The sequence below is a fragment of the Bacteroides parvus genome (assembly GCF_017309675.2).
GTDB lineage: Bacteria > Bacteroidota > Bacteroidia > Bacteroidales > Bacteroidaceae > Bacteroides > Bacteroides uniformis.
In genome coordinates, this window is record NZ_CP084680.1 from 727,450 (window position 1) to 743,383 (window position 15,934).

General features: G+C 42.7%; 14 protein-coding genes and 2 tRNA genes. 12 read left to right on the forward strand and 4 right to left on the reverse strand.

Features of this window, described 5'->3' with window-relative positions; translation table 11 throughout:
• Positions 1–5 precede the first annotated feature (5 nt).
• Entirely contained in the window at positions 6–989 is a 984-nt protein-coding gene (locus JXR92_RS02865) for an adenosine kinase (RefSeq protein ID WP_119961375.1), read from the reverse strand.
• Positions 990–1,070: 81 nt separating this feature from the next.
• Here JXR92_RS02865 and JXR92_RS02870 point away from each other — a divergent pair.
• From JXR92_RS02870 to JXR92_RS02880, 3 genes are all read left to right on the forward strand, one after another.
• Positions 1,071–1,144: transfer RNA gene (locus tag JXR92_RS02870), tRNA-Asn, on the forward strand.
• A 21-nt stretch (positions 1,145–1,165) separates the two neighbouring features.
• Positions 1,166–1,239, forward strand: a tRNA-Asn gene (locus JXR92_RS02875).
• 186 nt (positions 1,240–1,425) lie between these two features.
• On the forward strand, positions 1,426–2,031 hold the full coding sequence (locus JXR92_RS02880; RefSeq protein WP_119961374.1) for an outer membrane beta-barrel protein: 606 nt from the start codon (positions 1,426–1,428) through the stop codon (positions 2,029–2,031).
• Position 2,032: 1 nt separating this feature from the next.
• Here JXR92_RS02880 and JXR92_RS02885 read toward each other — a convergent pair whose 3' ends face one another.
• The 3 genes from JXR92_RS02885 to JXR92_RS02895 are packed head-to-tail and all read right to left on the reverse strand — an operon-like array spanning position 2,033 to position 4,073.
• On the reverse strand, positions 2,033–2,737 hold the full coding sequence (locus tag JXR92_RS02885; protein ID WP_119961373.1) for a ComF family protein: 705 nt from the start codon (positions 2,735–2,737) through the stop codon (positions 2,033–2,035).
• A 53-nt stretch (positions 2,738–2,790) separates the two neighbouring features.
• Positions 2,791–3,588: an inositol monophosphatase family protein gene (locus tag JXR92_RS02890; RefSeq protein WP_138344679.1), complete on the reverse strand. Its 798-nt coding sequence runs from the start codon at positions 3,586–3,588 to the stop codon at positions 2,791–2,793.
• 11 nt (positions 3,589–3,599) lie between these two features.
• Positions 3,600–4,073 carry a hypothetical protein gene (locus tag JXR92_RS02895; RefSeq protein WP_138344680.1) on the reverse strand — a complete coding sequence of 158 codons (474 nt, stop codon included), beginning with the start codon at positions 4,071–4,073 and terminating at the stop codon, positions 3,600–3,602.
• A gap of 792 nt (positions 4,074–4,865) precedes the next feature.
• On the opposite strand from JXR92_RS02895, the gene JXR92_RS02900 reads away from it, so the two are divergent.
• The 9 genes from JXR92_RS02900 to JXR92_RS02940 all read left to right on the forward strand — a co-directional run bounded on the left by JXR92_RS02900 (position 4,866) and on the right by JXR92_RS02940 (position 15,923).
• The gene (locus tag JXR92_RS02900) at positions 4,866–6,773 is read left to right on the forward strand and encodes a serine/threonine-protein kinase (RefSeq protein ID WP_138344681.1); all 1,908 of its coding nucleotides are present in this window, start codon (positions 4,866–4,868) and stop codon (positions 6,771–6,773) included.
• A gap of 6 nt (positions 6,774–6,779) precedes the next feature.
• Positions 6,780–7,154 carry a LytTR family DNA-binding domain-containing protein gene (locus JXR92_RS02905; protein ID WP_131225581.1) on the forward strand — a complete coding sequence of 125 codons (375 nt, stop codon included), beginning with the start codon at positions 6,780–6,782 and terminating at the stop codon, positions 7,152–7,154.
• Positions 7,155–7,170: 16 nt separating this feature from the next.
• Positions 7,171–7,881, forward strand: coding sequence for an FHA domain-containing protein (locus tag JXR92_RS02910; protein ID WP_138344682.1), 711 nt, complete (start codon positions 7,171–7,173; stop codon positions 7,879–7,881).
• 136 nt (positions 7,882–8,017) lie between these two features.
• Positions 8,018–8,662 carry a hypothetical protein gene (locus JXR92_RS02915; RefSeq protein WP_117958803.1) on the forward strand — a complete coding sequence of 215 codons (645 nt, stop codon included), beginning with the start codon at positions 8,018–8,020 and terminating at the stop codon, positions 8,660–8,662.
• 31 nt (positions 8,663–8,693) lie between these two features.
• Complete coding sequence (locus JXR92_RS02920) at positions 8,694–9,794, forward strand: leucine-rich repeat domain-containing protein (protein WP_131225583.1); 1,101 nt, start codon at positions 8,694–8,696, stop codon at positions 9,792–9,794.
• 13 nt (positions 9,795–9,807) lie between these two features.
• Entirely contained in the window at positions 9,808–10,176 is a 369-nt protein-coding gene (locus JXR92_RS02925; RefSeq protein WP_129643329.1) for a hypothetical protein, read from the forward strand.
• 5 nt (positions 10,177–10,181) lie between these two features.
• The gene (locus JXR92_RS02930) at positions 10,182–11,771 is read left to right on the forward strand and encodes a serine/threonine protein kinase (protein WP_226791250.1); all 1,590 of its coding nucleotides are present in this window, start codon (positions 10,182–10,184) and stop codon (positions 11,769–11,771) included.
• Positions 11,772–11,823: 52 nt separating this feature from the next.
• Entirely contained in the window at positions 11,824–13,743 is a 1,920-nt protein-coding gene (locus JXR92_RS02935; protein ID WP_138344686.1) for a serine/threonine-protein kinase, read from the forward strand.
• Positions 13,740–15,923: a serine/threonine-protein kinase gene (locus JXR92_RS02940; RefSeq protein WP_138344688.1), complete on the forward strand. Its 2,184-nt coding sequence runs from the start codon at positions 13,740–13,742 to the stop codon at positions 15,921–15,923. The genes JXR92_RS02935 and JXR92_RS02940 overlap by 4 nt, the downstream gene beginning before the upstream one ends.
• Positions 15,924–15,934: the final 11 nt, after the last annotated feature.

Here is a 15,934-nt window from a genome sequence, read left to right on the forward strand (position 1 = left end):
ATATGCTAATTAATTAATAAAATTTCTTCCTTGATTTTTTCCCATTGTGCTGCCTGAAGCTCCGTACCCACCACTTGTATCACATCTTTGGAGAGAAGGGAGCCTATCTTGCCACATTTCTCCAGCGAATAGCCACACGTCAGTCCATACAAGAAACCTGCTGCAAAATAGTCGCCCGCTCCTGTAGTGTCCACCACTTTCTCTACCGGAGCCGCTTGTACCTGCACCATCTCTGTACCTTTACGAATCAGAGAACCACGGGCACCCACCTTTACAATGGCTATGCTACACATTTTGGCAATGATGTCCAATGCTTCCTCCGGTTCCTTACCTGTAAAGGCCTTTGCCTCTTCTTCATTGGCAAAAACAATATCCACATATTTGTTGACCAACAGAGAGAAAAATTCAAGGTCTCCTTCTACTATATTGTAGCTCGCCATGTCCAAACATACTTGTAAACCAGCCTCTTTAGCCAGCTCAATGGCACGGAGAATCATATCATGGTCTTGCACCAGATACCCCTCTATAAACAAATAAGCATATCCTTTGAACATATCCAGCGAAAGATCTTCCGCCTTCAATGTAGAAGCCGCCCCCAAATAAGTGCCGAAAGTACGCTCTCCATCAGGAGAAATGAACGTAGAGGCTACACCGGACGGAAGGGTAGTGGAAAGCAATAAATCCGCCTCTGTCCCATGTTCCAGCAGACTATCCCGAAAAAAGTTACCGTAAAAATCATTGTTTACTTTTCCGATAAATCCCGTACCTGCACCAAGGCATGCCATTGCCCGAATCGCATTTCCGGCAGAACCTCCGTTAGCCAGATGCGTCTTTATCCGGCTGAAATATTCACTAATTTTCAAGAACTTATCTTCATCAATCAGAGTCATACTTCCTTTCGGGAGCTGCATCTCCGTCAAAATATTATCATCCTCAATGATTGCCAGTGCATCAACCAAAGCATTGCCCAACCCAATTATTTTATCCATCTTCGATATTTTTTTTGCAAAGATATTGCATATTTCAAAATATCCTATTACTTTTGCAGCGCATTTGAGAAAAAACAACATTCTTCCTTAGCTCAGTCGGTTAGAGCATCTGACTGTTAATCAGAGGGTCCTTGGTTCAAGTCCAAGAGGAAGAGCGAAAAAACTTGAATGCATATTCTTCCTTAGCTCAGTCGGTTAGAGCATCTGACTGTTAATCAGAGGGTCCTTGGTTCAAGTCCAAGAGGAAGAGCGAAAAGGTTCGTCAATCAGGCGAACCTTTTTTGTTTTCCCACATTATCCCACACAAAAGACAAACACTTCTATTTCATTTTCAAAGATTTAACATACATTTGCCAAATGTAAAGTAAGGAATTTCATAAAAGCACCTGTCTTTATTTATTAGAAAGACATATCTTAATCCAAGCACCAAACTACAATGAAAACTCTTTTATTCTTTTTAGTCATAGGATTCAACCTATGTACCGCAGGTAAAGCACAAACCTCTCTTGTTTCTGCGCGGGAAAAATTCCGCCACCATGAAATATCCGTCAGTTACGGCTTCCTCCCCATTACCGATGCTAATAGTATAGCCGAAGAGTTTATTGCTCCGACAGCAAGTTTTGGAATCTATACACGCGAGAAGACCAGCTATTACGGTGCTCTGAACATCAGTTATATTTATAGATTCAACCGCAAAATCAGCCTGGGCGTAACCGGAGGAATAACCGGTAATAGAGGAACGGCCAGTAGCCTTTATGAAGTTTTGGATGAAAACACCAAAGACAACCGAAGGTATCTGTATGTTCTTCCCACCTTCCGGTGGCACTGGTTTACCCGCCCCAAATTCTCTCTGTATACCTCAGCAGGGCTCGGTGCCTATTTCCTCCGGAACAGTTTTGGAGGAGAAGTCTTTCACAAGACAAAATTCTCTTATCAATTCAGTTTCCTAGGCATCGAATACGGAAGCCGGTTTGCCTTCTTCACAGAATTCGGAGTAGGATATACCGGAACAATCGTAGCAGGCGGCCGTTATCGTTTCTGACTTATGAGGCCGCCACCGCCAGTGTCAATACACTGATGCGCACGCCCTCCACTTCCTTGAGCGCATCGGCACAAGCCGTAGTGGTGGCACCGGTAGTCAATACGTCATCTATAATCAGTACATGCTTCCCTGCAAAAGCATCAGCACGACGCAGACAGAAGATACCGTCCACATTCTCCCACCGTTCATAAGAGGATTTACGGGTCTGCGTTTCCGTATGCTTCATACGGGCAACGGAAGCAGTATCTACGGGAATACCGGTGACAGCGGAAATGCCGCGAGCTATACATTCGCTCTGATTGTACCCGCGCATTTTCTGCTTACGCGGATGCAGAGGAACGGGGACAATGACATCCACATCACCGAAGAAACCGGCAGTCGACAACTCCGCCGCCATAAACCGCCCCATCACTTCGCCAAGGTCTTTCCTCCCTCCATATTTCAACTGATGGAGAATGCGGCGGAAATCACTCCCTTTATGGTAAAAGAAACAAGATGTGGCATATTCCAGAGGTATCTTCCCCCAAAACATACGTTCCACCGGATTGTCCTTACGAAGATGATAGTTTGTCCGGGGCATATCCATATTGCACTTCATGCAGATGCCCTCTTCACCCTCTTGCAAGATAGCACCACACACGGCACACTGACGCGGAAAGAAGAGATGGACAAAAGAAAAGAACCAGGTTTTAACTATGTTTTTCATCGTATAGTATTAAAAAAACGGCAACAGAGCAATACACTCCATCGCCTTGTTTGCTATAATGGCGAGACCTCACCTGCCAGCTTCAAGAACAACGGATGCAGCGGTCCGTTAGTGGCAATGATATGATGTCCGTCCAAAAAGGCGTCACTACCGCAAAAGTCAGTGACTCTTCCACCAGCCTCCAGCACCATCAGCGCAGCCGCAGAAAAGTCCCATTTGCCGATAAACGCCTCAAGCCAGGCATCAAAACGTCCGGCAGCCACATAGCAGATGGCAAGCGCAGCGGAACCGGTCATGCGGATGCCTGCCACACGCCCGTAAAGTTCATGAATCAAATGCTCACCGGTACGTGCATACCGGTCGGAATTATAAGGAAGTTCCGTCACTACAAAGGCATCCTCCACCTGCTGGACAGACGAGACCTCCATCCGTTCTCCATTCACATAAGCGCCACCTCCCTGCCAGGCATAAAAACATTCATCCCGGCAAGGGTCATAAACAACTCCCAGCAGCAGAGAATCTTTGTCGCGCAAAGCGATGCTGACACAATAGGGGGCATTATCATGAATATAATTCGTTGTCCCATCCAACGGGTCCACTACCCAACAGTAGGGTTCATCGTGATAGACAGCAGAACCTTCCTCAGCTATAAATCCAGCCTCGGGAAGAAGCTCCCGAAGCGCAGCCACCACCCGTCTCTCCGACTCCTTGTCTACATAAGAGACATAATCATGGGCTTGTTTCTTCTGTACCGCTTCCCGGCTGAAGTTTTTCCACTCTTCTTTCAAGAAATATCCGGCTTCACGGGCTATGCAGCAGACAGACTCTGTCAATATCTTCAAATCCTCCATTTCTCTACATATTAGTTCCCCGCAGCCTCTTCCGCCTGCCGGTAAATAAGCCGACCGCGCTGGCTGACCGTCCATCTTCCATCTTCCAAACGCACATTCTTTGTATCATCATCTTCCACATTCCAAGCATATCCCCCCGAAGGAAGACCACGGCGCTCCAGAATCTCGTTCGGCATTTCCTCTTCCGAAAAGAACAGTTCCACTTGGGTAGAATCGGGACTGAACACCAGAAACAACACCTTCTCCGCATCATCCACAGCGTTCATACGGACTCCTTTTTCCCACAGACGGATACAGTCTTTCTGAACCTCACTCCAGGTATATCCGGCAGATGCAATGCAACCATGCTTATCCTTATCACCACCAACGACATGTACCGTATCGGCTTGTTCAGCAACTTCCACAGTCTTTCCCCTCTTGCTACCACAAGCCACAAACAGCGCTCCGGCACATAGCAAGCATATAGATATTCCTCTTACATTCATCTTTTCTCTTTTTAATTGCTTTTTGCTTGACAAAGTTAAGAACAAATCGGCAATTTAAAAAGTTTCTTTTCCATTATCATCAGTGCTCCGGCAGTATATTCCAAGACTTTGCAAAAGATAAATCCACAAACAAGAATCTATTCAAGTTCTATACTATAACTTTATCGCACATTCTACTTGCATGCTTGCATAGACACATATAGCAACCTACTGCACAGAGCATTAAGTTATGTAAGCAACCACCATGCAAGTATGTAAGCAGATTTTGCTTACATAACCGTGTCCTCTTACAAAAAAGCAGGCTTCTCTTATACAAGAAGCAGGTCCTCCTTGCACAGAGAAGAGTACTTTCCTACGCCAACACCACATCAAAAACAGTTGCGCACAGTTGTGATACGCCTTCTTCACATTAATGAGAAAGTTATTCCACAACTGTGAAGAAAGCGTTCCACAACTGTGCGCAACTATAAACTACAAATATCCGGATGACAAACAGCAGGTATTTCAGCCAAGAAGTGCCCGTCCCTTTTACTCCAGCTTACAGTCCTCTTGTGTTCAACTGTAGGAAATATCCGTCCCAGAAGAGTAGAGCAGAAAAGTTTGTCACACTTAACATCATATTACAGCCACATAACCGGAAAATATGCATAATAGTACAGTTCCCACATTTCTTGCTTTTGAATTCATTAACAAGTTCTATAACTTTGAACGGCTAAGACTCTGCCCAATCATATGTTTTCACAGTGAAATAAGAGGCAAGTATCAGCAACAATTAGACAGACATATAGATTCATGCAAAGCAGCATTCACACTTTATCTTGTGGAACTATACTCCATGGCCATTCCTACAACTACCAAATTAAAGGTGTATTAGGTCATGGAGCATTCGGTATAACCTATTTGGCTTCAATTTGCCTGAAAGGCGAATTAGGCATCTTGAATAGCAATGTATCCGTAGCCATCAAAGAATTTTTTCTACAAGATGTAAGTGCCAGAAGTTCATCAGGAGATATTTATGAGCCATCTCCCAATAGCATTGCATACAAATATGGAAAGAAATTTCAAAAAGAGGCCTTAAACCTAGCTCGCCTCAACCATCAAAACATCGTTAAGGTTTTAGAGTCTTTTGAAGAGAACAACACCTACTACTATGTAATGGAGTATATCGAAGGGAGCAGTCTGGATGCATATATATTGGAGAAAGGAGGGCTGCCGGAAAAAGAAGCGCTACAATATGTAGAGGAGATAGGAAAAGCATTGCAATATATGCATTCCCAAAAGATGCTGCACCTTGACTTAAAGCCTAAAAATATCATGCGACGTACAGATAACACTTTGTTTCTGATAGATTTTGGGCTATCCAAACAAATCGACAAAAACGGAGAACCGGAATCAAGCACTACTATTGGCCTTGGTACTCCCGGTTATGCCCCCTTAGAGCAAGGTTCGCAAGAATATGGGAAAATACTCGCACCCACATTGGATATCTACGCTTTAGGGGCCACTCTCTTTAAAATGCTGACAGGAAAGACCCCGCCCAAAGCCTCTGAAATACTAAATGAAGGATTTGCAGAAGAAGAGCTGCGGCAAAAGCACATAAGCGCGCAAACAATATCGGCCATAAAAAAAGCAATGGCCCCCATGAGGATAAAGCGCCCTCAAACAGTAAATGAGTTCGTGGCTTTAACCCATAGCACTACGAACTCCCATACTGATGAAAGTGCCAAACACACTTCCTACAATAAGCAGCATGCCACATATCAAGGCATTGCCTTTTATTACGTCCAAGACGACAAACTGGTTTATTTTCTGAATGACAATATTTATGAACTGCCCCTGGAAGGAAAAACACAGGTAGAAGAGATAATAGAAAAGCCTATAAATCCGGTAATTGTACATTTCAACACCTCACTGGATGCATTCATCAAGAAAAATCGCCAGTCTATACAAGACAGCCGTTTCAAGGTCATAACATATAGGAAAAGTCTGTGCCATTATTTTGATGTATTAAGATTTATCAACAAGTACTTTGACAACGATAAAACATCAAAGATACGGGTTACTGAAGAAATCCATATCGCCTCAGCGGTACCTTGCATCATCCATTCAAATGACATGCCTATCTGCATCTGCTCCAAAGAGGAATACTGCATTGCCGAATACGGAGAAGGCCTTTATGAGGCCGAATACTCCGGAGTGGGAACTGCTGAAGAGCACATCTTACAAGAATATGATGTAACATCTCCCGCCATACCTATGACCGATTTAGAACTATACTGGAAATTCTTGCCTAAAGCCCTATCTATATGGTATTCATCTGTTATTGGCCAGATAAGTTCATTTGCCTTCCTTGATTGTCTGCCTTTTAAAGTATTGGCGGGGTATACACTAGAGAATCATGTCAGAGAATGCTCTTTTTTATGCAATTTCTGCAGCTTCCCTTTAAGGCGCAGCGCCACATTTCCCGAAGACGGTGACTCCTACTTTATGGAAATAGACAGTAGACGTTTTATCATTCCGCTAAAGGATTATTTAGGATATTCTCCTGAAACAATAGAAATCACCATCGATATAAGTTACTTTTTATGTGACATCATTATCGAAGATGTAAAGTACAAAAAGCGAGTAAAAATTCCTCTAATCGGATTAATATCAAACAGCTATACAGAAGAGGATACATTAAAAACAAATAATAAATAAGTTACAATGGATACGACAACCAACTTCTTGTTTTTCAATTCACGCGATGAGCTTCTTAGATTGGACATTTCCAAGATTGTATATTTTGAGTCTGATGGAAATTACACCAATATAATACTTACGAACAAGCTACGCGGTATTATTTGCTTGAATTTAGCCCAGACCGAAAAAGTCCTTGAAGAGCGACTGAAAGAAAAAGCACGCTGCTTTGCCCGTATCGGCAAACGGTTCATCATTAATCTGAACTATGTTTACCAGATAAATGTCATCAAACAGCGACTCGTTTTAAGTGACTATTCATCATTTGCATTTCAACTGGAGATGTCCAAAGAAGCCCTGAAAAAACTGAAAGAAATATTTCTCAATATAAAATTCGCATAATAAAAACAATAATGCCATGGAACTTATCATAGGAAGAGAAGCCGGTGCATCCCGCCTGCGTATCAGCATAAACAACCAAGACCGTTTTTGGGGGAATGCCAACAGCGTACCCAAATCCGTCAGCCGCCAGCACTGTAAAGTGGTGACCGATGACAAAGGAGGCTATATCATTACCAATCTGAAACCCGAAAACGTCACTTACGTCAATGGTGTGCAAATCGAGTCCAAGCACATTTCCGGAAAAGACCGCATAGAGCTGGGGTCAGACCATTACTTCATGGATATAGCGGCCATTATAAAAGGGCTGGGAGCATCAATACCCAAATCGTTCTCTATCCGTCACCTACAAGAAGTATGGGACGAATTTCACGACACCAAACTCCAGATACAGATAAAAGAAAAGAAGTCTGCAGCAATCCGTTCTGTAACAGGCGTATTTTCCATGTCTGCCATTTTCTGCGGATTTATTCCGGGCATTGCCGACCTGCCGGCTTTGCGTGTCATTCTATATTCTACAGGACTTTTATTGGCCATCTATTTCTTTGTGATAACCTACCGGTCATCTTCCACACTTCCCAGGTTTCTGGACGACCTTGATAAGAAATTTCATAAGGACTATGTATGCCCCAACCCGGAATGCCATCATTTCATGGGATATCAACAGTATGACGACCTGAAAAAGATGACGAGCTGCCCCTATTGTAAATCCAAATTTACCGAGAAGTAAGAATCCCTTGAAAAATGAGGGATTGATACCTTAAACCGCAGGGTTTATGTAGTATACTTTTTGAAATTTGCCATTGCATGCCTCTCTTTATATTTTTGTTGCAGAATAAGTTATAAACCATTAAAAATGAGCAACTATGAAGACTAAAAAAACAAACCAGGAAAGCACAAATTCCACACAGAAAAATGTGGAACAGAAAAGTTACAATTGGCAAAATGGCGCCAGCTCATCCATCGGAGCTGCAATAGGCGTAGCGGCCGGTTCAATGGCCCAGACAGCTTTTGCAACAGAGCCAGTCACCGAAGGACCGGTACAGCCTCCCCACACTGATACCCCTACAGTAACTTCGGAAGTACCTTTAACCAATGAGCCAATTGCCCCTCAGAAGCCTGATACCCCTGCCACACCTATCATGCCCGGAAACAGCAACGATGAACCGCATAACGAAGATACCATCAGTGTGGTCTCCTATGAAACGGTTACGTGCGAAGACGGCTCGCAAATGGATATAGCCGGTGTTATTGTCAACGGACAAGAAACTCTTGTCGTTGACATCGACCGGGATGGAATAGCAGATGCCATGGTGGCAGATATGGACAATAATGGAATAATTACAGACAATGAGGTCATCAATATAGAAGAGGCAGGCATTCGCATGGAAGGATTGTCTATGGCAACCACACAAGCAACCGGCGTAAACGAGGATGCTACATTGCTGGCAGACAATGACCCAATACCCGACTATATAAATGATGCCGACGTAACCGGCTACATGGCCTAATTCTATTCATCACACTATATTTACTAAAGCTATGAAACGAACAAATATAATCACATTCATCCTATTATTGGGAAGCACCTCCCTGCTCTACGCACACGATTTCACCGTCACCGGAAAAAGTGGAGAGAAATTCTTCTTCAACATTGTAGATGCAAAGAAACAACATGTGGAAGTTACCTACCAAGGGAACATCTCTGCCCCCCAACCCTCTCTGTATACCGGTGAGATATCCGTTCCGGCAAGGGTAAAGCACAACAACACGATATACCGTGTTGTCGGCATTGGCAAGAAGGCATTCAGTAATGCAGCTTCCCTAAAAGGCATTGTACTGCCTTCCGGGCTTTCGTCCATAGGCGATTTTGCCTTTGAAGGTTGCAGCGGATTAGAGAAAATCGTATTTCCCGGCAACAGCGTCCGCTTTGGTGAAGGAGTATTCTTCCGGTGTACAGCAATCGGGCAGGTAACGTTGGGCAGCGACTGGACACAAGTGAACCTCAAAATGTTCCGCTGGAGTGACCGTTTGACCTCCATCGTCATCCCGGCAAAGCTCATCAGCCTGCAGAATTTGAAATCATTGAAACAGTTGCAAAGCATAGAAGTGGATGCCAATAATCCAAACTTTACTTCCATAGACGGAATGCTCTATAACAAAGACAAAACAATTCTGTTAGGTTGCCCCCGCGGACGCTCAGGAAAGATACGTATTCCCGACGGCACCACCGCTATACGCTGGAAGGCTTTAATCGATTGTCCCAATATAACCCAAATCGATTTGCCTGCTTCATTACAGATACTCTCGTACCGGGAGTTCTCCCAGATGGAACACCTGGAGCAAATCATCATGCGCAGAACAGAACCGATATCCACCGCAGAGCTCAACGGACAAAAAGTATTCCTGATAAAAATTGCCGGCAAGCTGAAAATCAAACTGCTCATCCCCCAAACAGCACTAAGTTCCTATAAAGAGGCACTTTGCTCCACAGAAGGAGAATATGCTGAAGTTTCGGCCAACACTCCCGAAGGATTCCCACCCGAATATGCCCTGATACCCTCAATAGTGGAACCCACTAATATGCTGGGGAAAAGCATGTTATCCGGAGTAAAAGATTTTTCAAAATATGATAAACCCTAAATATACAGAAACAATGAAGCCGCAAAATATTATAATCGCCTCGTGCCTATTACTGATGTGTTGTATCATGAGTAATCTGCACGCATCCACATTCCACCCCCAAAATGTACGCAGTAATAACGACACAATTCAGGCCGTCAGGCTAAAAGCTTTGAGTGCTCAGGAAAAGTCTCTTCAGAAGAAGATACAGGAACAAGACAAAAAGCGGAATGCCACCTACAATGATGTCTCCACTGAGACAATGGAGAGATTAAATGACCGGCAAGACTCTATCTGCCTGGATTTACGTTCCCAACTCGTAACGATACAATTAGAAATGGCAGAAATAAAGAAAGAGAACTTGAAAAAAGTACTGAATAACTGGGAAAAGAAAGGGAATTGATTGATATGCAGTTGATAGAGGGCACCCTTCTACAAGAGGGTAAATACAGAATAGAGGGAATACTTGGGCAAGGCGGCTTTGGCATCACCTATTTAGGATGGCAAACAAGACTAAACCGTAGGATAGCCATCAAAGAGTTTTTTATGAAAGAGTATTGCAACCGCAACGCCGATACGTCACACATTACCATCGGGACGGAAGGAAGCCGTGAACTCGTAGCTCGTTTTCAGCAAAAATTCATAAAAGAAGCACAATCCATTGCCGGACTTAACCATCCTAATATTATCCGTATACATGATGTGTTCGAAGAAAACGACACAGCTTACTATGTGATGGAATATATAGAAGGAGGTTCTCTGCAAGAATATGTGACGCGATACGGTGCACTACAAGAAACGGAAGCGCTGCATTACATCCATCAAATAGCAGGAGCATTGAACTATATCCACCAACGGCAGATGAGCCATCTGGATGTGAAACCTGGAAACATTTTGCGGAGAGAAGAGGGAGAAGTAGTGTTGATAGACTTCGGACTATCCAAGCGATACGATGAAAGCGGGCAACAGACCAGTACTACTCCGGTAAGTATCAGTACCGGATATGCACCAATGGAACAATATGTAGCTGGAGGAGTGCAAATATTCACACCAACTACAGATATTTATTCATTAGGTGCTACACTCTATAAATTGCTGACCGGAACGACACCGCCGGCTGCCAACATTGTGTTCGATGACGGACTACCAGCCTTACCCGCAAACATATCGGCAACTACCGAACGAGCGATTCGTGCTGCCATGCAACCCAAAAGACAACGTCCACAAAGCATAAAAGATTTTTTAGAATTGTTGAATAAACCGGAAAGAGAGGATATTACCATCATTGCCAAGAAAGAAAAGTTGCCTCCCCAAAAACAGCCCTCCAGCAGTAACAAGTTACCCATATTTATAGGGGTTGTCGTCGCACTTTTGTTAGCAACAGTTGTCTGGTTTACTCAAAAACCAAGTGATACCACTCCTCTTAAAGAAGAAGCCTTTGCTACGGAAGTAATTCCAACTGAAAACAATCCGGTAGATCTTGGCTTGAGTGTGAAATGGGCAGCCTATAATGTCGGAGCATCTTCTCCCGAAGAATACGGAGGACTATATGGATGGGCGGACCCGACCGGAGAAAAAAAAGCAACAAATAGTAACGATTCTCTCAGTGGCACTCCCCCTTTCAACATTAGCGGCACTCAATATGACATTGCTCGTGCTAAATGGGGAGAGAAATGGAGGCTACCTACACAGCAAGAATTAAAAGAATTATCTGATAAATGTATATGGAAATGGACTGAATACAAAAAAGTTGCAGGCTATATGGTAACAGGACCGAATGGAAATCGAATCTTCCTCCCTGCATCAGGATACTGCTACGCTTACGGTGGAACGGTATATGGTCGAGGAAGAAATGGCCGCTATTGGTCAGGAACACGAAAGACAGCTAATAGCACTTCTAGTAGCGCCTCCAGCCTCGTCTTCAGTATTAACGGCTGGAGTCCGTTGTACAGCGACTATTGTAAGGAGGGAAATTCCGTTCGCCCCGTATCAGAATAAACTGTTATAGTTTGCATTATTTTAATTTTAAATTCCGCCAAAATAAAAAACTATGCAATTACAATCAGGTTCTTTCCTTCAAGGAGGAAAATACAAGATAGAGTCCATATTGGGACAAGGTGGCTTTGGAATTACTTACCAAGCCCTTCAGACCGGATTGAACCGTCAAGTAGCCATCAAAGAATTCTTCATGAAAGACTACTGCGAACGCAATGAGAAGACTTCACATATCATTATGGGTACCCAAAGTAGCCGGGAGTTAGTAGAACGATTCCGCCAAAAGTTTATCAAAGAAGCCCAAATCATTGCAGGATTGGCGCATACACACATTATATCCATCTATGATGTATTTGAAGAAAATGACACAGCTTATTACGTAATGGAGTATATAGATGGCGGTTCTTTAAAAGAACGGATTGAAACCAATGGAGCAATGTCCGATTCTGAAGCATTAAGTTATGTCCTCCAGATAGCTGATGCGTTGGAATATCTTCATCACCGTAAAACCATGCACCTGGACGTAAAGCCATCCAACATTCTGCTTCGGAACAATGGAGAAGCTGTACTAATAGACTTCGGTATATCCAAACGTTATGATGACACCGGTAACCAAACAAGTAGTACGCCAATCGGTATCAGCAAAGGATATGCACCTTTGGAACAATATAAGCAAGGTGGAGTAAAAACATTCTCACCAGGTACAGACATTTACTCTCTCGGAGCAACATTGTTTTATTTGTTGACAAGCCAACAACCGCCAGAGGCCAGTGATGTGAATGACGAGGGACTGCCAGCATTGCCAACAAAGATAAGTCCATTGATAAGAAAGGCCATACAAGGTGCAATGCAACCTCGATGCAAAGATAGACCGCAAAACATTAATGAATTTCTCACATTATTGAATGAAGGGATAAAACCTGGTTTGGAAAATGAAACTACAATATTAGATACCCCTAAAAATGAATTTGTAGCAAAAGAGCATCCTTCTTCCATTCCAAAGCCTCAACGAATTTTCTTATTCAAAAAAGAATGGCTTTGGGGAGTTATAGCTCTAATCCTTATATTATGTACTATTTGGCTCAGCAGAACCAACAAGACGAGTAATATCGCACAAGACAACTCTTTAGCTATTGGGCTTGACAGTACTGTATCCGACAGTGCTATACTTACATCGCCTATATCTATGAATAATTCGGCTCTGCATGATTCATCTATTCGGTATGAGAACTCTAATACAGAAATTGGGCAAACAAGAACCAATGTTCAACACAATGAAATCTCAACAGATCAAATTGTAGATTTAGGTTTAAGTGTAAGATGGGCCGGGTGGAATCTCGGTGCCTCAACTCCTGAAGAATATGGGAATTTATACTACTGGGGAGATTCCACGGGAACAGCCAGCAGTGGACCTACCTCTATTAACATTTATGATTTTGATGATATTTGTGGCTCGGAGTATGATATTGCCCGAACTCAATTAGGGAAATATTGGCGTATGCCAACAGCAAAAGAATTCATGGAACTTAGAGATAAGTGCAAGATAACATGGACCACTTACCAAAAAATAGGGGGATACAAAATTACCGGACCCAACGGCAACAATATATTTCTGCCTGCTGTCGGTATCAAAAACGGACAAAATATAGAAAATCGCGGTTCCATAGCATATTATTGGACTGGTTCCGTAGCTTTAATAGGAGGGGGATTTGTCAAATTCAAAAGAGGACGCGCTTTCCTATTGAAAGATTCAGTTAGGGTTATGCCCAATAATGTTGCACTCCCCATTCGCCCTGTTATCCCCAAAGAAGAAAAACAAAAGAAAGAAGAGCAACAAAGAAAGAAAAAAAGAAAGAGCCTTGAAGAACGAGTTCCCAAATTTGCATCTTCTCCAGCAGATAGATTTAATTCAGAGATTTGTTACAATTGTAACATAAATAATAACAAACAAACAATCAACTACTTAATAATATGAGTAATATAAATAATTATGCACTTAAACAAAATACCATTTTATATGGTAAATCACATACCTATACCATAGAAAAGATATTGGGTCAAGGCTCTTTCGGCATCACCTACTTGGCTATGACCCAAGTCAAAGTTTCCGGAGCATTGGGTGAACTCGAAACAACCATACAAGTTGCCATCAAGGAGTTCTTCATGAAAGACATCAATGGACGAGAAGAAAATACTGTTACTTGTGGAAGCAGAGGAGGGGTCTATTATGACTACAAAAAGAAGTTTTCGCGCGAAGCCGAAAACCTGAGTAAGCTGAACCATCCCCATATCGTTAAAGTGCTGGAATACTTCGAGGCCAACAACACAGTCTACTACGCCATGGAATATGTAGATGGAGGAAATCTGGATACATACATCACACAACAAAAAGGCTTGACGGAAGCAGAAAGCATTATGTATGCCAAACAGATAGGAGACGCTCTATCTTACATGCACGCTCATAAGATGCTTCATCTGGACTTGAAACCTGGAAATATTATGCTCCGTAAGAATCAGGAAGCCGTACTTATCGATTTTGGCTTGTCCAAGCAATATGACAAAAATGGGAAACCGGAAACAAGCACTACAGTGGGAAGTGGTACCCCCGGATATGCACCGATAGAACAGAGTAATTATCATGAAGGTAAAGACTTCCCGGCAACGATGGACGTGTATGCGCTTGGTGCAACTATGTATAAGATGTTGACGGGAATCCGTCCACCAGAGGCTTCAGAAATATTGAATAACGGTTTTCCTGCATATGAGCTACAAAAACATCAAGTAAGCGATTCGTTAATAGCCAGTATCGCAAAAGTCATGTCGGCTATGAAAAAAGACAGACCGCAAAGTGTAGCCGCATTTTTAAGTATATTGGAAAATAAGGATACGGAAACAACTCCCAAAGAAGATATAGGAATAACGCTGGAGGAAGCTACGGTTATCCAAACATCCGCCAATGAAGAACAGACTATGCCTTCAAGTGACGACATATCTTCCCAGCCCCACCCCAAAAATCTAAAATATATTATTCTTGTCCTAATAGCTGTTCTGTCTATTGGAGGAATTATAGCCTATATTACTTCCAGAACAGGTTCCAACTCCGATACAGATACAGAAACAGAATGGCTGTCCGCAACAGACACTGTAACAAATTCTGAACCGAATAACGCATCATCAGTAACAGTACATGCAAGCACATCTGCTGAAAATATAAACCCGAATTCTCATGTAAAAGAAAATGCAGCGACCGGGAATGTAGAACGCCCTGCGCAACAAAACACCGAAACAGCAAACCTGAGTGCCATGAGTGCCAATATGCCTCCAAAGAAAAAGAACGGCTTTAAGGAAACAGCCAAAGCAGCAGAGCAAGGGAATACAGAGGCCCAATATGAGTTAGGAAGAATGTACTTTCTTGGTCGGGATGTCGCAAAGAATGCTACTGAAGCTGAAAAATGGTATCAAAAAGCAGCAAATCAAGGAAATGCAAAAGCCCAAAATGAACTGGGGAACTTGTATTATACGGGACTTAATGTTACGCGAAATTATTCGGAAGCAATAAAATGGTATCAAAAAGCAGCAGAACAAGGCATTGCAAGTGCCCAATATAAATTGGGATATATGTACGATTATGGGCAAGGTATTTCTCAAAATAGGGTAGAAGCTGCAAAATGGTATAAGAAAGCGGCAGAACAAGGAAATGTGGATGCACAGTATAGACTAGGCAATATGTTTTTCTACAAGGTAGGCATTCCAGAAGATATAGACGAAGCTATAAAGTGGTATAAGAAAGCTGCAGAACAAGGAGATATTAAAGCCCAAAAAAAATTAGGAGAGATATATTCCAATGGAGCCAGAAAAAAAGACCCAGAAGCTATAAAATGGTATAAAATGGCTGCAGAGAGAGGGGATGCTGAAGCCTTAAAACGACTAGGAGATATATACGAGAAAGAAAATGCCTTGGAAGCAGTAAAGTGGTATAAAATGGCAGTAGAACAAGGCAATGCTAGTGCATCTTTTTATTTAGGGCTAATATACGAATATGGAAAACCCGGTATTCCTAAGAACAAGGCAGAAGCAATAAAATGGTATAGGAAAGCAGCAGAACAAGGAAGTGAAACTGCCCAAAAAAATCTACGCAAACTTGAGAATGAGTAATAGAGTTCGCG

Excerpts from the sequence above, each read along its gene's own strand:
- JXR92_RS02930 (WP_226791250.1), top strand. The coding sequence starts at position 10,182 with ATGCAGTTGATAGAGGGCACCCTTCTACAAGAGGGTAAATACAGAATA.
- JXR92_RS02920 (WP_131225583.1), top strand. The coding sequence starts at position 8,694 with ATGAAACGAACAAATATAATCACATTCATCCTATTATTGGGAAGCACC.
- JXR92_RS02935 (WP_138344686.1), top strand. The coding sequence starts at position 11,824 with ATGCAATTACAATCAGGTTCTTTCCTTCAAGGAGGAAAATACAAGATA.
- JXR92_RS02910 (WP_138344682.1), top strand. The coding sequence starts at position 7,171 with ATGGAACTTATCATAGGAAGAGAAGCCGGTGCATCCCGCCTGCGTATC.
- JXR92_RS02915 (WP_117958803.1), top strand. The coding sequence starts at position 8,018 with ATGAAGACTAAAAAAACAAACCAGGAAAGCACAAATTCCACACAGAAA.
- JXR92_RS02895 (WP_138344680.1), bottom strand. The coding sequence starts at position 4,073 with ATGAATGTAAGAGGAATATCTATATGCTTGCTATGTGCCGGAGCGCTG.
- JXR92_RS02905 (WP_131225581.1), top strand. The coding sequence starts at position 6,780 with ATGGATACGACAACCAACTTCTTGTTTTTCAATTCACGCGATGAGCTT.
- JXR92_RS02885 (WP_119961373.1), bottom strand. The coding sequence starts at position 2,737 with ATGAAAAACATAGTTAAAACCTGGTTCTTTTCTTTTGTCCATCTCTTC.
- JXR92_RS02890 (WP_138344679.1), bottom strand. The coding sequence starts at position 3,588 with ATGGAGGATTTGAAGATATTGACAGAGTCTGTCTGCTGCATAGCCCGT.
- JXR92_RS02940 (WP_138344688.1), top strand. The coding sequence starts at position 13,740 with ATGAGTAATATAAATAATTATGCACTTAAACAAAATACCATTTTATAT.
- JXR92_RS02865 (WP_119961375.1), bottom strand. The coding sequence starts at position 989 with ATGGATAAAATAATTGGGTTGGGCAATGCTTTGGTTGATGCACTGGCA.
- JXR92_RS02925 (WP_129643329.1), top strand. The coding sequence starts at position 9,808 with ATGAAGCCGCAAAATATTATAATCGCCTCGTGCCTATTACTGATGTGT.
- JXR92_RS02880 (WP_119961374.1), top strand. The coding sequence starts at position 1,426 with ATGAAAACTCTTTTATTCTTTTTAGTCATAGGATTCAACCTATGTACC.
- JXR92_RS02900 (WP_138344681.1), top strand. The coding sequence starts at position 4,866 with ATGCAAAGCAGCATTCACACTTTATCTTGTGGAACTATACTCCATGGC.